The organism is Nocardioides anomalus (genome assembly GCF_011046535.1).
Lineage (GTDB): Bacteria > Actinomycetota > Actinomycetes > Propionibacteriales > Nocardioidaceae > Nocardioides > Nocardioides anomalus.
Genome location: NZ_CP049257.1, coordinates 2,283,549 through 2,299,597 on the forward strand (window position 1 = coordinate 2,283,549; position 16,049 = coordinate 2,299,597).

General features: G+C 76.3%; 17 protein-coding genes. 5 read left to right on the plus strand and 12 right to left on the minus strand.

Annotated features, from left to right (window positions below; genetic code table 11):
• The first annotated feature begins 6 nt into the window (after positions 1–6).
• Positions 7–2,658 carry an ABC transporter permease gene (locus G5V58_RS11550; RefSeq protein WP_165227612.1) on the plus strand — a complete coding sequence of 884 codons (2,652 nt, stop codon included), beginning with the start codon at positions 7–9 and terminating at the stop codon, positions 2,656–2,658.
• On the opposite strand, the gene G5V58_RS11555 is transcribed toward G5V58_RS11550, so the two are convergent.
• The 4 genes from G5V58_RS11555 to G5V58_RS11570 all read right to left on the minus strand — a co-directional run bounded on the left by G5V58_RS11555 (position 2,655) and on the right by G5V58_RS11570 (position 6,957).
• A complete protein-coding gene (locus G5V58_RS11555; protein ID WP_165232575.1) occupies positions 2,655–3,932 on the minus strand; it encodes a glycosyltransferase family 2 protein in 1,278 nt (425 codons plus the stop codon). The genes G5V58_RS11550 and G5V58_RS11555 overlap by 4 nt on opposite strands.
• Positions 3,929–4,786: a hypothetical protein gene (locus G5V58_RS11560; protein ID WP_165232578.1), complete on the minus strand. Its 858-nt coding sequence runs from the start codon at positions 4,784–4,786 to the stop codon at positions 3,929–3,931. Before G5V58_RS11560 ends, G5V58_RS11555 begins: the two co-directional genes overlap by 4 nt.
• A gap of 135 nt (positions 4,787–4,921) precedes the next feature.
• Positions 4,922–5,860 carry a WcbI family polysaccharide biosynthesis putative acetyltransferase gene (locus G5V58_RS11565; RefSeq protein ID WP_165232581.1) on the minus strand — a complete coding sequence of 313 codons (939 nt, stop codon included), beginning with the start codon at positions 5,858–5,860 and terminating at the stop codon, positions 4,922–4,924.
• Positions 5,857–6,957 (minus strand): glycosyltransferase family protein, encoded by a 1,101-nt coding sequence (locus tag G5V58_RS11570; RefSeq protein WP_165232584.1) that lies wholly within the window; start codon positions 6,955–6,957, stop codon positions 5,857–5,859. Before G5V58_RS11570 ends, G5V58_RS11565 begins: the two co-directional genes overlap by 4 nt.
• 117 nt (positions 6,958–7,074) lie before the next feature.
• On the opposite strand from G5V58_RS11570, the gene G5V58_RS11575 reads away from it, so the two are divergent.
• Positions 7,075–7,722: a DJ-1/PfpI family protein gene (locus tag G5V58_RS11575; protein WP_165232587.1), complete on the plus strand. Its 648-nt coding sequence runs from the start codon at positions 7,075–7,077 to the stop codon at positions 7,720–7,722.
• A gap of 3 nt (positions 7,723–7,725) precedes the next feature.
• On the opposite strand, the gene pcaC is transcribed toward G5V58_RS11575, so the two are convergent.
• From pcaC to G5V58_RS11615, 8 genes are all read right to left on the minus strand, one after another.
• Entirely contained in the window at positions 7,726–8,091 is a 366-nt protein-coding gene (pcaC, locus tag G5V58_RS11580) for a 4-carboxymuconolactone decarboxylase (RefSeq protein ID WP_165232590.1), read from the minus strand.
• On the minus strand, positions 8,088–8,792 hold the full coding sequence (locus tag G5V58_RS11585; RefSeq protein WP_165232593.1) for an alpha/beta fold hydrolase: 705 nt from the start codon (positions 8,790–8,792) through the stop codon (positions 8,088–8,090). The genes pcaC and G5V58_RS11585 overlap by 4 nt, the downstream gene beginning before the upstream one ends.
• Entirely contained in the window at positions 8,789–9,703 is a 915-nt protein-coding gene (locus G5V58_RS11590; protein WP_165232596.1) for a lyase family protein, read from the minus strand. The genes G5V58_RS11585 and G5V58_RS11590 overlap by 4 nt, the downstream gene beginning before the upstream one ends.
• Positions 9,700–10,185, minus strand: coding sequence for a peptidase associated/transthyretin-like domain-containing protein (locus G5V58_RS11595; protein ID WP_165232599.1), 486 nt, complete (start codon positions 10,183–10,185; stop codon positions 9,700–9,702). The genes G5V58_RS11590 and G5V58_RS11595 overlap by 4 nt, the downstream gene beginning before the upstream one ends.
• Positions 10,178–10,933 carry a protocatechuate 3,4-dioxygenase subunit beta gene (gene pcaH, locus G5V58_RS11600; RefSeq protein ID WP_165232602.1) on the minus strand — a complete coding sequence of 252 codons (756 nt, stop codon included), beginning with the start codon at positions 10,931–10,933 and terminating at the stop codon, positions 10,178–10,180. Before pcaH ends, G5V58_RS11595 begins: the two co-directional genes overlap by 8 nt.
• Positions 10,930–12,120, minus strand: a complete 1,191-nt coding sequence (locus G5V58_RS11605; RefSeq protein ID WP_230487281.1) for a 4-hydroxybenzoate 3-monooxygenase — start codon at positions 12,118–12,120, stop codon at positions 10,930–10,932. Before G5V58_RS11605 ends, pcaH begins: the two co-directional genes overlap by 4 nt.
• Before the next feature lie 10 nt (positions 12,121–12,130).
• On the minus strand, positions 12,131–12,529 hold the full coding sequence (locus G5V58_RS11610; protein WP_165232608.1) for a hypothetical protein: 399 nt from the start codon (positions 12,527–12,529) through the stop codon (positions 12,131–12,133).
• 101 nt (positions 12,530–12,630) lie between these two features.
• A complete protein-coding gene (locus G5V58_RS11615) occupies positions 12,631–13,782 on the minus strand; it encodes an amidohydrolase family protein (RefSeq protein ID WP_165232610.1) in 1,152 nt (383 codons plus the stop codon).
• A 126-nt stretch (positions 13,783–13,908) separates the two neighbouring features.
• Between G5V58_RS11615 and G5V58_RS11620 the strand changes: the two genes are divergently transcribed.
• From G5V58_RS11620 to G5V58_RS11630, 3 genes are all read left to right on the plus strand, one after another.
• Positions 13,909–14,259 carry a Rieske (2Fe-2S) protein gene (locus tag G5V58_RS11620; protein ID WP_165232613.1) on the plus strand — a complete coding sequence of 117 codons (351 nt, stop codon included), beginning with the start codon at positions 13,909–13,911 and terminating at the stop codon, positions 14,257–14,259.
• A gap of 10 nt (positions 14,260–14,269) precedes the next feature.
• Positions 14,270–14,695 (plus strand): RbsD/FucU family protein, encoded by a 426-nt coding sequence (locus G5V58_RS11625; protein ID WP_165232616.1) that lies wholly within the window; start codon positions 14,270–14,272, stop codon positions 14,693–14,695.
• 119 nt (positions 14,696–14,814) lie between these two features.
• A complete protein-coding gene (locus tag G5V58_RS11630) occupies positions 14,815–16,032 on the plus strand; it encodes an endo-1,4-beta-xylanase (protein WP_165232619.1) in 1,218 nt (405 codons plus the stop codon).
• Positions 16,033–16,049: the final 17 nt, after the last annotated feature.

Here is a 16,049-nt window from a genome sequence, read left to right on the forward strand (position 1 = left end):
CCGACGGTGCGTGCCCGCCTGCGGACCGACCGCGGGCTGCTGGTGCTCACCGCCGGGGTGGTCGCCGTGGTCTCCGCGCTGCTCACCGCGGTGTGGCCGCTGACCGTGCGCACCGCCGACGAGGCGGTGTCGGACGCGGTGGGCGACGCCGGCGCCGGCGCCGCGGTCGTCGCCACGGTCCCGCCCGCCCAGTTCCGGGGCGACCGGCGGCGCGACCCCGACGCGGTCGAGCGGTTCGGGCGCGCCGTCGAGGACGCCCGGTCCGGGCTGCCGGACCGGCTCCGGGCGGTCCTGCGCCCGAGCGTCGCCTCCCTCTCCTCCCCCGCGCTGCGCGTCTCCGGGCCGGGGGCGAGCCGGTCGCTGCGGCTGGTCTACGCCCAGAGCCCGACCGCCCCGCCGGCGGTGACCTGGGTGGCCGGCCGCGCGCCGGGGGCGAGCGTCGGGGCCGGCCGGGCGGACGTGGTCCTGGACGACGACGACCCGCCGTGGCCGGTCGAGGTGGGCCTGTCCGAGCGGGCAGCGCTCCTGCTCGACCTGCTGCCGGGAGCGACCCTCACCCTCGAGGACGAGTACGGCCAGGACGTCGCCGTGCGCATCAGCGGCATCTACTCCCCCGACGACCCGGGCGACCCCGCATGGGACGTCGCCCGCGAGCTGCTCTCCCCCGCGGTCGCGATCGCCGACGGCGTCGAGCGCACCTCCGCGGGTGCCCTGGTCACCGCCGCCGCGCTGCCGGACCTGCGCATCGCCGTACCGGCCGACGAGCTGACCCAGCGCACGACGTTCCTCCCCGACCCGGAGCGTCTCGGCTGGCGCGGCGCGCCAGAGCTGCGGCGCGAGGTGGTCTCTCTCAAGGCCGTGGCCGGGGCGGAGGTGGAGTGGGACAGCGTGCTCGACCGGCTGCTCGCCGACGCCGAGCAGGACGTCGCGGACGCCCGCGGCCAGGCGCAGCTGCTCCTGGTCGGCCTGGTGGCCAGCGCCGGGCTGACCCTCGCGCTCGTCGCGCTGCTGCTCGGGCGGCGCCGGGCCGGTCCGCTCGTCCTGGCCCGGGAGCGCGGCGCGGCGCTGCCCGGGCTCGCCGCGGAGCTCGGGGTCGAGTCCGTGCTGGTCGCTGCGGCCGGCGCGCTCGCCGGCACCGCGCTGACCCTGGCCCTGCTCGGCGACGTCGGCTGGCGGTGGCTGCCGCCCGTGGTCGTCGTGGTGGCCCTGGCCGCGCCGGTGGCCGGCGCGGTCGAGGCCGCGCGCGCGACCTCCGCGCGCCGGGTGCCGGCCAACCGGGCGGCGCGCCGGGTGGCCGACGGGCGGCGGCGCAGCGGCCGGGCGCTGCTCGAGCTCGCGGTCCTGGCCGTCGCGGTGCTGGCCTCCGTCGCGCTGCGGCAGCGCGGCTCCCCCGAGGGCGACCTCACGCCGTCGAGCGCGCCGACGTGGTGGGCGGTGGTGGGCGCCGTCGCGCTGCTGCGGCTGCTGCCCGGGCTGAGCCGGCTGGCCATGCGAGGGGTACGACGCTCACGCGGCCGGCTCTCCTTCTTCGTGGCCGCCCGGGTGGCCGCGGGCGGGCTGCGCGCGCTGCCGCTGGCCGTGCTGGTCGTGGCGGTGTCCCAGCTGGTGCTCGGCTCGGGCCTGGCCGCCACCCAGCAGCGCGGCCAGGAGGCCGGCGCCCTGCTCACCGTCGGCGGCGACGCCCGCCTCAAGACCGCGCCCGGCCCCGATGTCGACGGCACCGCGGCCGACCTGGGCCGCGCGCCCGGCGTACGCGCCGGCGTGGCCGGGCGCGTCGCCGACCGCACCCTCGCCTCGGCCGCGTCGACCGGCGCCACGGTGCGCCTGGTCGTGGTCGACGCGGGCGCCTACCGCGACCTGCTGGCCCGCAGCGACCTGCCCGACGCGCCCCAGCTCGGCCGGCTCGAGTCGCCCGCCGACCCGGACGCCCCCGTCCCCGCCCTGCTCTCCGGCGGCCCGCCCGGTCTGGCCGACGGGCTGCGCGTCCGGTGGGGCGAGGACCTCGACGTCGCCCTCGACGTGGTCGGCGCGGCCCCGCTCGTCGAGGGCGGCACCGACCCCGTCGTCCTCGTCGACGCCACGGCCTTCGCCGCCGCGGGGGCCGAGAGCCTCCCCGACACGGTCTGGGCCGTCGGTCCCGGCGCGTCCGACGCCCTCCGCGCGTACGCCGACCAGGACCCCTCGGTCACCCTCCTGACCTACGACGAGGTGCTCGCCGGGCTCCGCGACGACCCCCTGCGCGAGGCCCTGGTCGACCTCGCCGTGGTGGCCTCGGCGCTCCTGCTGCTCCTCGCCGCCCTGGGCGTCGTGCTCGGCACCGCCGTCGGCGCTCCCGCCCGCGACGTCTCCCTCGGCCGGCTGCGCGCCCTTGGCCTGCCCGACCGCGGCCTGCGCGCCGTCCTGGCCGGCGAGCTCCTGGTCCCGGTCCTCGCGGCCGTGCTCACCGGGACCGCGGTCGGCGTCCTCACCCTGTGGGCCAACACGGGCTCGCTCGACCTCGCCGCCGTCACCGGCCAGGACCGCCCGCCCGCGCTCGTCGTACCGGTGTGGACGTGGCTGGCCGCCGGCGCCGTGCTGCTCGTCCCTCTCGTGCTCGCGCTGCGCCTGCACCGGCGGCTGCGGCGGGCCAGCCTGGCCCGGGTGCTGCGCTCGGGCTAGCGCGCCCAGCCGCCGAGCCAGGCCGCCAGCGACGCCTCGCCGACCGCGCCCAGCCCCGGCGGCAGCGGGGAGGTCGCCTCGACGGCGGTGCGGAGGCCGAGGTGGGAGCGGCGCACGCGGCGCAGGTCCGAGGTGCTGACGAGGGACTGGCCGTCGGCGTCGAGCCACCGGAGCGTGTCGGCGCCGCTGCGGACGGTGCCGTCGAGCAGGGCCGGCCATGCCTCGCCCATGGTCCCGCGGTGGGCGTGGACCTGGACCGCGGCCGAGGTCAGCAGGGCCGGATCGGTGCGGACGCGCGGGTCGCCGAGGTCGAGCAGCACCCGGCGGTCGGTGAGCACCCCGAGCAGCGGGAGGCCGGCCAGGGCCGCGTCGACGGTGACGACCAGCTCGCGGTCCGAGAGGGCATCGTCGTGGGTGAGCACGACCCGCGGCGGCGCGGTGCGGGCGCCGCGCAGGCCGCGGAAGGCGGCGGGTGCGGCGTGGATGCGGGCGGCGATGCCGAGGGTCTCGCCGAGGGCGCGGTCGGTCGCCTCCAGGCGGTCGTCCCAGGTGCGCGGCTCCTCGCCGGCGTGCGGGCCGTGGTGCCAGGCGACGGCGTCGGCGACGTGGCGCAGTCCGCCGCCGAGGAGCCACCAGCGGTGGGCCAGGTCCCAGTCCTCCCCGCCGTACGCCGAGAAGGTCTCGTCGAAGCCGCCCACCCGGCGCAGCCAGGCGGTCGAGCCGGCGAGGGTCGCGGCGATGACGAAGCGGAAGGAGCCGTCGTCACCCGCGCCGGGCTCCTGGATGGCGGCCCAGCCGTCGGCGAGCCAGGCCGGCTCGTCGAGGCTGCGCTCCACGGCGCCGGCGAGGGGGTCGTCGGGAGCGTCGTCGGGGAACGTCGTGTAGCGGCGCCGGCCGACGGCCAGCGCGTCCGGCTCGCGGCGCACCGCGTCGGCCAGGGCGGCGAGGTAGCCGGGCTCGGGCGAGGTGTCGGCGTCGAGGAAGGCGACCACGTCACCGGTGGCCGCGGCCAGCGCGCGGTTGCGGGCCAGGGCCGCGCGGAAGCCCCGGTCGGGCTGGCGCAGGAGCAGCACGTCGTCCGGGACCCGGGGGGCGACCGCGGACCCGTCGTCGCTCACGATGACCTGGACCGGCGCCAGGCTCTGGCGGCGCAGGCAGCGCAGCGTCCGGGCCAGGTCGGCGTGCTGCTCGTAGTGCAGGACGGCGACGGTGACGTGGGGCGCCACCGGGGGCGGCGGGTCGTGGTCCAGGCAGACGGCGCACGGACCGGTCACGCGGCGCGCCACCACCGCGCGTACAGCTCCGCGACGTCGGCCAGCGAGGGGCGCAGGCTCACGGCGGCCAGGTGCCCGGTCGCGGGGTCGGCCAACCGGGCCGCGAAGCGCTCGCCCAGGACCGCCGGCGCCACGCCGCGCGGGTAGAGCTCGAGCGTCCCGGGCCGCAGCCGCGCCATCTCGCGGGTGTACGGGCTCTGACGCACCAGCGGCCGGCGGCCGGCCGACAGCCACGTGTTGATCGACCCCGAGGCGGAGACGTTGACGTGCCCGGCCAGCGGTACGCCGATCGCGGCCAGCCAAGCGGCCAGGTCGGCATCGTCGACCCACCCGGTGAGCGTGAAGTCGACCCCCAGCTTGTCCGCGAGCCGGGCCAGCCGGTCGCCGTAGGCCCGGTGGTGCTCGGGCAGCGCGCCGATGGCCACCACGCCCGGCCGCTCCTCGCGCGACGAATCGACCCGGGCGGCCGCGCGCAGGGCCAGCTCGTGCCCCTTGCCGGGGTAGACCCAGCCGAACAGCCCCACCGACCTCGCGGTGGCGGGCGCCGAGCCGTCGGCGCCGAGGGGCCGGGGCACCGGCACGATCGGCAGCGGCACGATCTGGCCGGGCCGGACGGGCTCGCACCACCGCTCGACGCCGGCCCGCTCGCTCTGCGAGCTGACCACCCACCGCACCCCGGTCGCCAGCACCGCGGCGTAGCCCGCACGCCGGGCCGCGAAGGCGGGCCCCTCACCGGGCTGCGGAACGTCGTGCAGCGTGACGGTCACGGCGGTCCGCTCGACCAGCGCGGCGACGACCCGCGCCGCGGCCTCGGGGGTCTCGCCGAAGAGCCGGTCGGTCAGGTGGACGTGCACCGCGGGGGGCCGCGCCGGCGGCCGCGACGTCCTCGACCACCCGGGCGCCCAGCTGACCGGCGAGCTGGCGGGTCAGCAGGGTCACGCCGTGCCGGTCGCTGCCGGGCGCGACCAGGTGGACCGGCGGCGCGGGGGTCATCGGGCGAGCCCCAGCCGGCCGGCCTGGCGCTCGTGGCGGGCCCAGACGGCGCGGGTCTCAGCCGGGTGCGCGGCATACCACTCCAGGTGGGCCTCCGTCACCTCGGCCGCGACGACCGGCACCCCGTCGAGCCACCAGTGGTCGTGCTCCGGAGCGCGCGCGAACCCCCACGTGGCGGCGACCGCCGCCTCGACCGGAGCGCGCACCGAGGCCAGCAGCGGGCGGCCTGGGTCGACCGGCGCGGGCAGGCCCGCGGCCGCCGCGGCGCGACCGGCCAGGGCCAGGAGGACCGGGTTGCCGGGGTGGTTCACGGTGCGCATCTGGTCGGGGTGGGGGTCGCGCAGCACGTCCGAGACCGCCACGGTCGTCCCCGCCTCGCGCCGGACCAGCTCGGCCAGCGACGCCGCGGCCACCTCCCGCACCCCGTCCTCGCGCACCGGCCGCACCGGGTCGCCGCCGTGCAGGGCGGCGTGCACGACGCGCAGGTCGTGGTACGGCACGACCGGCAGCGGGTCGGTGCCCGGCGGCGGGTGCTGGACGACGTGCGCCGGGTGCAGCGCGTTGTGCCGGACCGACGGCACGACGACGGTCCGGCCGCCGGCGGGCAGGTGCGCGGCGAGCTGGTCGGTGCCCAGGGCCATCCCGCGGTAGCCGGCGTGGATGGGCTGCACCACCAGCGTGGTGGCGCGGGCGAGCAGCGCGTGCAGGCGCCCGACGTCGTCCGGCTCGAGCTCGAAGACAGGGGGGATCCGCACGCTGCGCCGGCCGTGCGGGTCGAGCAGCAGGCGCAGCGACTCGGCCTGGCAGTTGCCCACCACGACCACCGAGCCGTCGGGCGCCGGTCCGGGCCGGTCGGACCTGTCGGGCTCGCCGTAGAAGTGCGCGTAGTGGACGCGGCGCAGGGGGTCGAGCGCCGGCGCGGCCGGGCCGCTCACGCCGAGCGCTGCCGTCGCTCGGCCTGCGCCCGGGCGGCCGCGGCCACCGTGCGGTAGGTGCGGTCGTGCTCGGCGGCCAGCCGCTCGCGCTGGCGCCGCCGAGCCGGTGCGTCGAGCCCGGCGAGCCCGGCGGGCCCGGCGCGCCCGACCGCGCGGCGCAGCGCGTCGGTCAGCGAGCCGGTGTCGTCGAGCGCGAACAGGGCCGCCGCACCCTGGTCGCCGTAGCAGCCGACCGCGGGCGCGACCACCGGCGTGCCCACGTCGTGGCAGGCCTCGAGCCAGCCCGAGTGGGTGCCGAAGCGGTACGGCAGCACGGCCACGTCCAGGTCGGCCAGCCAGCGCCAGAGCTCGTCGTCGGGGAAGCGGTCGTGCCACTGCACGTCGACCCCGCGGCGGGTCGCCGCCACGAGCCACCGGGTCGTCGCCCGGGACCGCTCGTCGCTGCGCTGGGCCAGCTCGCGGTGGACGCCGACGCGCAGCCCCAGCCCCAGCTCCCCGCACGCGGTCTCCAGCCGAGGGAGCAGGTCGGGGTCGGTGTTGGTGCGCAGCGCCTTGATCTCGACGCCGACGGTCGTCGGCACCCGCTCCCGACGCGCGGCGCGCAGGCGGGTCATCGCGTCGAGGTCCACCAGGTGCGGGTGCGCGACGACCTGCGCGACCCGGCCCCAGCGGGCGGCGATGCGCGCCGCGGCCCCGGCCGTCAGGGTCAGCACCGCGTCGGCGTGCGGGACGAGCACGTCCAGCTTGGCCAGGTGCTCGCGCGGGTCCTCCTGGTGCGGGCTGTGCAGGTCGTGGACGGTGACGACCACGCCGATCCCGCGGTCCTCCGCGACGTCCAGCAGCTCGGCGAGCTGGTCCGCGGGCGTCGCGTCGAAGCCGAAGTGCACGTGCAGCACGTCGCAGTCCTGCGCGGCCAGCCAGGCGGGACCGAGCGCCACCGGCGGCCACCAGCGGCCGGTCGCCGGGCGCGAGGGGTCGTCGGGGTCCGGATCGGGCCGGAACGCGAAGCCGGCCGGCCCGCCGCCCGCCGGGAGCAGGTGCTCGACGTACGGATGGCCGGCAGGGACCGCCACGACGTCCAGACGCTCACGCGACACCACCCACCACCTCCCGAGCCTTGGTCATCGTGTCCAAGTTTCGCCCCTGAATCCTGGACATCATGCCTCACCCCGGGAGGCGAACCCCTCTCCGCGCCGGGACCTAGGGTGGCGTCCGTGCGCGCGGCATTCGTCCTGTACCCCGGCTTCACCGCCCTGGACCTCGTGGGCCCGTTCGAGGTGCTCACGTTCGTCCCCGGCGTGACCACGCTGCTCGTCTCCGAGCACGGCGGCCCGGTCACCAGCGAGGCGCCGCAGCTGGCTCTCGCGGACTCGCTCCCGCTGGACGAGGTGCCCGCCCCGGACCTCGTCCTGGTGCCGGGCGGTCCCGGTCAGGCCGACCAGATGGACGACGGGCCGCTGCACGCCTGGCTGCGCGCCGCCGACCGCAGCGCCACCTGGATGACGTCGGTGTGCACCGGCTCGCTCATCCTGGCCGCCGCCGGGTTGCTGGAGGGCCGCCGGGCCACGACCCACTGGCTGGCCGCCGACCAGCTGGCCCGCTACGGCGCCACTCACAGCGACGAGCGCGTGGTCGTCGACGGGAAGTACGTCACCGGCGCCGGCGTCTCGGCCGGCATCGACCTGGCCCTGCGCCTGACCGAGCAGATCGCCGGCCCGGACGCCGCACAGCTGCGACAGCTGTCCATCGAGTACGCCCCCGAGCCGCCGTACGCCGCGGGCTCGCCGCACACCGCACCACCGCACGTGGTGCAGACGCTGCTGGACCGCAAGGACGCCTCCCTCAGCGGCGGAGCGGCCTGAGCCTCACTCGTCCTCGAACACCCGCTGGGCGATGCGGAAGGCGGTGTTGGCGTCGGGGACCCCGCAGTAGATCGCGGTCTGCAGCAGGGTCTCCTTGATCTCGTCCATGGTGAGGCCGTTGCGCAGCGCCGCGCGCAGGTGCATGGCCAGCTCCTCGTGGTGCCCGCGGGCGACGAGCGCGGTGAGCGTGATGAGCGAGCGGCTGCGGCGGTCCAGGCCGGGGCGGGTCCACACCGAGCCCCAGGCGTACTCGGTGATGAGCTCCTGGAACTCCCGCGTGAGGTCCGTGGCGCCCTCGGTGGCGCGGTCCACGTGCTCCGCGCCGAGGACCTCGCGGCGCACCTCCATGCCGTCGTCGTAGCGGGTCATGCTCCTACCTCCTGGGCGAGCTCGCGGATGAGGGCGGCCACGGCCTCGGGTGCCTCGGCCGGCGCCTGGTGGCCGACGCCGTCGAGGACCACGAGGCGGCCGCGCTGGACGCCGTCGGCGATCGCGCGCACCGCCTCGGGCGGGCACGTCGGGTCGTGCTCGCCGGCCACGGCGACGACCGGGACGGCGATCTCCCCCAGCCGCTCGCGGACGTCGTACGCCGCGAGCGCGCCGCAGACCGCGACGTAGCCCTCGTCGTCGCTCTCGCGCAGCGTGTGCAGCAGCGCCGACGCGCGCTCGGGCTCGCGCTCGAGGAAGCCGGGGCCGAACCAGCGCGCGGCGGTGGCGGTCACCAGCGAGGCGGTGCCGGACACGCGGACCTGGGCGATCCGCTCGGCCCAGCTCTCCTCGGTGCCGATGCGCGCGGCGGTGCAGCACAGCACCGCGCCGAGCACCCGGTCGGGCGCGTCCAGGCACAGCTGCAGCCCGACCTGACCGCCGACCGAGTCGCCGGCGTAGAGGAACGGGCCGTCCACCCGCTCCAACAGCCGGGTGGCGAGGTCCTCGACCGTCACCGGATCCGGGCCGGTCGGCAGCTCCCAGGCCACCACGTCGACGTCCTCGTGGAGCAGCTCCGCGGTCGGGCCCCAGCAGGTGGCGGGGGTGGTGCCCAGCGAGGGGCCGAGGACGAGGGTGGTCACGGGTGCACTCGCAGTCCGGTCAGGAGGTCGGCGGTCTGGCTCACCGCGACGGCGGTGCGCCGCGCGAGCAGCCGCAGGGTGTCCCACTCGGCGTGCCAGGCGCCGTCGGCGCGCTCCTCGAGCTGGTCGGCGGCCGCCAGGTGCAGCGTCGCGCCGAGCTGAGGGGTGGTCAGGGCCGCGCGGCGCACGAGGACCGAGAGCACCGGGTTCTGCTTGTGCGGCATCGACGACGACCCGCCGGGCGAGGCCTCGCTCAGGGTGCCGTCGCGCGACCCGGCCAGCACGTCGCGGGCCACGTGGCCGCAGGCGTCGGTGGCCGCGACCAGCGCGTCCCCGGCTCGGGTGACGGCCCGGCGCTGGGTGTGCCAGGACGGCACGTCGGCCAGGCCGAGCCGCTCGGCCAGCCGGGCCCGGCCCTCGCTCGTCGTGCCGACCGGCCCCCCGACCTGCACCGGGTAGGTCAGCGCCCCGAGGTCTGCATCGGCCTCGCCCAGCCCGGCGCGCCAGCCGCGCAGCCGGTCGCCGAGCGTGATCGGCAGGGCCGGCTGGGTCAGCGTGCGGCCCTGCACCTCCACCCGGCCGTGCTCGGCGCCCAGCCGGTCCACCGCCTCGACCGCGCGCCCGAGGTCTCGTCGTACGGCGGCCACCGCCTCGCGCAGCAGCAGCACCAGCGCGGTGTCGAGCACGTCCTGGCTGGTCAGCCCCTCGTGCACGCCGGGGTGCTGCGTGCGCAGGGCCTCGACGAGCGCGATGACCGGGTTGCCGCCGGACTCCACGTCCAGGGCGCCCTCGGGGACGGTCAGCTCTGCGTCGATCCAGGCGGACTCGACGGCGACCATGGCCTCCAGGAAGGCCCGCTCGGAGAACAGGGCGCCGGCCCGGTGCGCGCCCGGCCAGAACAGCTCGCTCACCGCAGGTGCCGGGGATAGGTCAGGAACACCGTCTCGTCGTCGCCCTGCAGGTGCACGTCGAAGGCGTACCCCTCCTCGACGGCCCGCGCCACCAGCGTGGGACGCCGGTCCTCGGCCAGGCCCGCCAGGAACGCGTCGCCGGCACCGGGTAGGTAGACCCGGGTGAACAGCCGGTTGAGCAGCCCCCGCGCGAACACGGTCAGTCCCAGGAACGCGCCGTCCGGCTCCGGCACCGTGAACGCGTAGCGCCCCTCGGCGTCGGTGGCCGCCCGTCCCCAGAGCCGCTCACCACCGACCGCGGTCACCGTGAGCTCGAGCAGCGCGTCCGGCACCGGGTCGCCCGCGCCGTCGCGCACCACCCCGCTCAGCCGCCGCGCGCCGGGGCTGCCGGCGGGCACCAGGTCCGCCGCGCCGTCGTACGGCAGCGCGAAGCCGAAGAAGGGGCCGACCGTCTGCCCCGCGGTCGGGTGCAGCTCACTCATCGGAGGCCTCCATCAGCGTGGCGTGCGGACCGGTGAGCACGATGTCCCAGCGGTAGCCGGTGCACCACTCCGGCTCGGTCACGTCGTGGTCATAGGTGGCCACCAGCCGCGCCTGCGCGGCCGGGTCGACCACGGACTGGTAGATCGGGTCGAGCGGGAACAACGGGTCGCCCGGGAAGTACATCTGGGTCACCATCCGCTGGGTGAACTCCGTGCCGAACAGCGAGAAGTGGATGTGCGCCGGGCGCCAGGCGTTGCGGTGGTTGCGCCACGGGTAGGGCCCCGGCTTGATCGTGGTGAACCGGTAGGTGCCGTCCGCGTCGGTCAGGCACCGGCCGGCCCCTGTGAAGTGCGGGTCCAGCGGCGCCGGGTGTTGGTCGCGCTCGTGCCGGTAGCGCCCCGCGGCGTTCGCCTGCCACACCTCGACCAGCTGCTCGCGCACCGGCCGGCCGTCGCCGTCCAGCACCCGCCCGGTCACCACCATCCGCTCCCCCACCGCCTCCCCGTCGTGCTGCACGGTCAGGTCGGCCTCGCTCGGGTCGAGCCCGCGCTCGCCGAACACCGGCGCCCACAGCTCCAACCCCTCCGGGTCGACCTGCACCGGCGCCTTGGTCGGGTGGCGCAGCAGCGAGGAGCGGTATGGCGGGTAGTCCAGCCGCGGCTGCGTCTCGCTCCCGGTGCGGCCCGCCGCGATCTCGGCGATCTCGGCGGTGACGTCGTCCTGGGTCAGCTCGGTCGGTCCGGTCATCGCGTGGGCCACCCCGTGTAGGCCTCGGCCAGGTACGTCGACCCGGCCTCGGAGGAGACGAGGCCGGCCAGCTCGGCCCGCTGGCGACGCTCGTCGAAGTCGGTGCTGTCGGCGCCGAGGTGCAGCATCGCGGTCATCCAGTAGGAGAAGTGCTGCACCCTCCAGACCCGCTCCAGCGCACGAGCGGTGTAGCCGTCGAGGACGTCGAGGTCGCCCTTGGTCAGCGCCAGCTCGACGTGCTCGGCGAGCAGGCGGGCGTCGGCCAGGGCCAGGTTGAGCCCCTTGGCGCCGGTCGGCGGGACGGTGTGCGCGGCGTCGCCGGCCAGCAGCAGCGGCCCCGAGCGCATCGGCGCCTGCACGAAGCTGCGGAACGGCAGCACCGTCCGCTCGAGGACCGGTCCCTCCTGCAGCGCGAACCCGTCGGACCCGGCCACCCGCGCCTGCAGCTCGCTCCAGATCCGGTCGTCGGACCACGCATCGGGATCCTCGTCCGGGTCGCACTGGAAGTACATCCGCTGCACCGACTCGGTGCGCTGGCTGATGAGCGCGAAGCCGCGCTCGGAGCGGGTGTAGACCAGTTCCGGGGCGCTCTTCGGCGCCTCGCAGAGGATCCCGAACCACGCGAAGGGGTAGGTCCGCGACCACCGCTCCGGCGCGGCCACCAGGTCCCGGCTCGCACTGCGCGAGCCGTCCGCGCCCACCACCAGGTCGGCCACCACCTCGTGCTCCGCGCCACCGGTGTCGCGGTAGGTCACCCGCGGGCGGCGGCCGCCCAGGTCGTGCACGGCCGTGTCGCTGACGCCGTAGCGCAGGTCCCCGCCGTCGCGGGTCCGCGCGGCGTGCAGGTCGACGAACACCTCGGTCTGCGGGTAGAGCCACACCGACGCCCCGACCAGCGCCTCGAAGTCCACCCGGTGGCTCTCCCCGCCGAAGCGCAGGAACACGCCCTCGTGCCGGTCGCCGTCGGTGAGCACCCGCTCCGCGCCCGCGGCGTACACCCCGGTCTCGGTCAGCAGCCGCACGCTGTCCTGCTCGAGGATCCCCGCCCGGTGCGTCGTGGCGATCTCCTCGACGTCGCGGGTGTCGAGGACCACCGACTCGATCCCCGCCGTGTGCAGCAGGTGCGAGACGACCAGCCCGGCCGGTCCCCCACCGACGACCGCCACCTGGGTGCGCGTGCTGGTCACGTCCTGCACGCTAGACCCGGCGACCACGGGCCGGCGGCCCGCCCCGCACCGGGGTCCGGGCCGCGGCGCGCGGGCAGCGCGCGTAGGTGACCCGGGTGACCGAGACCGAGTAGCCGGCGTCGTCGGGTGACGGTCCACCCCGACCGTGCGGCCGGGACCGGCCCGCCGGCGCCGCCGGCGGCGCCGGCGGCGCCGGCGGCGCCGCGACCCGGTCACGACTCACCGCGTGCAGGTCCTCGTGGACGTGCCGCAGGATCCCCTTCTGCCAGACCCACCCGATGGCGAAGGCCAGCGGCGTGGTCACCGCCTCGAGGGTCAGCTCGAAGAGCCAGTGCGGTCCGCTGCGCAACAGGTCGGTGTACGACTCGCTCTCGGCCAGCGGCACGAGCGCGGTCGCGAGGACGCTCACCGGCGCTCCCTCGTCGTGGTGGCCATGGTGCCCCTCTCCGGTCGGCGCCCCGCGGTGCGCGGGCGGCACGACGCTACTGGGGGCCGTCCGGGGCGGGCGGCTCAGAGACGGTCGCCGTAGGTCTCCACCGCGTTCTCCGACTGCACCCGCGACCGGATCTCGGCCGGCAGCTGGGTCAGGGCGTGGCGGGGGTCGTCGAAGTCCCAGTGCGGGTAGTCCGAGCTGAACATCAGCGTGCGCTCGGCCTGGGCGATCTCGCACAGCACGTGCAGGTGGCTGCGGCGCTTGGGCTCGGGCAGCGGCTGGGTCGTGAAGCGGACGTGGTCGAAGACGTACTCGCTGGGCAGCCGCCGGATCCACGGCACCTCGTCCCGCAGGCCCTTGACGTTCTTGTCCAGGCGCCAGAGCACGTCGGGGATCCAGCCGAGACCGCCCTCGGTGAGCACGACCTTGAGCCCGGGGAACCGCTCGAAGACGCCCTGGCAGACCAGGCTGATGAGCGTGGCCTGGAAGACCTGGCTCAGCCCGGTGTGCCACTCCACGTAGTACGTCGGGGTGCCGGCGGCCATCGACGGCGAGGTCCGGAAGATGCCCTCGCCGGAGTTGGGGTGCAGCGTGATCGGGAGCCCGAGCTCGGCCGCGGCCTCGAAGATCGGGTAGTGGTGCCGCTCGCCGAGCAGCCGGTCGGTCAGCGGCAGCAGCACCGCCACGAAGCGCTCGTCGGCGCCGGCACGCCGCCGGATCTCCGCGGCCGCCTGCTGCGGGTCCTGGGCCCCGACGACCAGCGTGCCGCGGTAGCGCTCGTCGGCGGAGAGCCAGGTGTCGGCCAGCCACTGGTTGTACGCCGCGGCGATGATCGCGGCGGCGTCCGGGTCGGGCATGGCGCCCAGCCCCAGCACCTCGCCGCCGATGAGCACCGCGCGGTCGATGCCGTTGCCGTCCAGCAGCTGCCGGGCGGTGTGTGCCGGGTCCGCGCCGGGCGCCGAGCCGTCCTCGGCCCGGGCGTCGTCGCGCAGCACCCCGGCCTGGTTGACGTAGACGGTGTTGCGCGGGATCGACACCGCCTCGCGGTGACCGGTGGTGGTCAGGTTGCGCCGCTCGTCGAGGCCGAGCCGGCGCTGCTCGGCCCGGGAGAGGTACGGGCGGAGCTCGGCCAGCCCGCCCTTCATGATCGGGTGCACGTCGCAGTCGACGAGCCGGTAACGGGTGGGGACGGCGGCGGCCTCGGCGGGCCGGTCCGCGAGTTCGGTCATGCCAGCACTCCTGCGCGCGGGTGGTTGCGAGACGGCCTCGGAGCCGCCAGGGTCATTCCTAGCAAATCGTTTGGCATCCCGACAGGGGTCAGGCGGAGGTCGGGCGCAGGAGTGACTGGAGGGCACGTGGACGTACGGGTGGGGACGGTCGAGGAGGTCCGCGCCGAGGGCTGCCGGATCGTCGACGTGGGTGGTCGGCCGGTGGGGGTGATCAGCGTCGGCGAGGACTTCTACGCCGTCAGCGACCGCTGCCCGCACATGGGCGCCTCGATGTGCACCGGGTCCCTCAGCGGCACCTTCGTCGCGGCCGCGCCGCACGAGCTGGTCTACGGCCGCGACGACCGGGTGCTGCGCTGTCCCTGGCACGGCTGGGAGTTCGACCTGGAGACCGGGCGCTCGCTGCTCGAGCCCCGGCGCTACGGGCTGCGCACCTTCGAGGTCTCCACGCGCGACGGCGACGTCGTGCTGCACGCCTAGGAGGCGCGCGGTGCTCAAGGCGATCGACCCGCTGCTGAGCGCGGAGCTGCTCGGCCACCTGGCGGCCATGGGCCACGGCGACGCGCTGGCGCTGGTCGACCGCAACTTCCCGGCCGCCTCCACCGCGCAGCGGCTGGTGGTCCTGCCCGGGGTGGACGTCGCGACCGCGGCCCGGGCCGTGCTGACGCTCTTCCCGGTCGACACCTTCGAGGAGCCCGCCGTGCTGCGGATGGGCGCGGTCGGCGACGAGGACACCGTGCTGCCGGTGCACGCCGATCTGCAGGCCGAGGTGGACGCCGCCGAGGGCCGGCCCGTCCCGTCGGCGGGCGTGGCGCGCTTCGCCTTCTACGAGCGCGCCCGCGCGGCGTACCTCACCGTGGCCACGACCGAGGACCGGCCCTACGGCTGCTTCCTGCTGACCAAGGGCGTCGTCTGAGCCCAGATCCGCGGATCGAGGGTTGTCACGGCCGTTCCGGCCGCTTACGGTGTGAATCGATTTGCGTGACCGCGGTCACACCCTCGTCAACCGCCACGTCCGACCCCGCTGGAGCCGCCATGACCTCCGCCCCGCTCGCCCGCCGCAGCTTCCTGGCCGGCGCCACCGCCGCCGGCCTCACCGCCGGCCTCACCGCCGCACTGTCCGGCACCGCCGAGGCCGCGGTCCGCGGCTCGGCCCCGAGGCAGCGGCGCGGACCGCACCACGAGCGCGACACCACGCCCCTGTGGCAGCAGGCCGCGGCCAAGGGCATCGTGTTCGGCTCCTCCATCGCCACCTGGCAGCTCGACGACGACTACCAGGCGGTGCACGCCCGGGAGGCCGCGCTGCTGTGGCCCGAGGACGACCTGCTCTGGTACCAGCTCAAGCCGACGCCGAGGTCGAAGCTCGACTTCAAGACGGGCGATGAGATCTTCGCGCTCGCCGACGCGAACAAGCAGCTCAAGATCGGCGCCTTCCTGGTCTGGGACGAGGGCTTCGGCGACGGGTGGAGCGACGACGACCTGTGGGGGCTGAACCGCAAGCAGGCCGAGAAGCTGCTCTACGGCGTGGTCACCGAGGAGGTCGCGCACTACCAGGGCCGGCTCGAGGCGTGGGTCGTGGCCAACGAGGTGACCGACCCCAACGACGCCGACCGGTTCGGCTTCCGCACCAACGTGCCGTGGTACGACACCATCGGCCGCGGGTACGTCGCGGAGTGCTTCCACCTCGCCGAGGCCGGCGACCCGGGCGCGCTGCGGGTCATCAACGAGTTCGGCTTCGAGACCGTCAACCAGTACGGCGACAAGCCCGAGCCCCGGCGCAAGGCGTTCCTCAAGGCCATCGACAAGCTGCTGGCCGACGGCGTCTCCGTGCAGGCCGCCGGCATCCAGGGCCACCTGCTGGCCGACCGCTTCGCGCAGCGCTTCCACCCCAAGGGCTACCGCGCCTTCCTGAAGGAGCTGGCCGACCGCGGCCTGCAGATCCTCATCACCGAGCTCGACGTGCTCGACGACGGGCTGCCCAAGAACATCAAGATCCGCGACCGCGGGGTGGCCGACGTCTACCGCCGCTACCTCGACGTCGTGCTCGACGAGCCGGCCGTCAAGGTGGTCAACGCCTTCGGGCTCACCGACCGCTACACCTGGCTCGACGAGGACCAGCCGCGCGAGGACGGCGCGCACCGCCGCCCGTTGGCGTTCGACCAGAAGCTGCGGCCCAAGCGGGCCTTCGACGCGATCAGCCAGGCCTTCGCGGGCGCGCCGGTGCGCCCGCAGCTCTGGCCGCTCGCGCGCTGACCTCCCCGGACCACCGG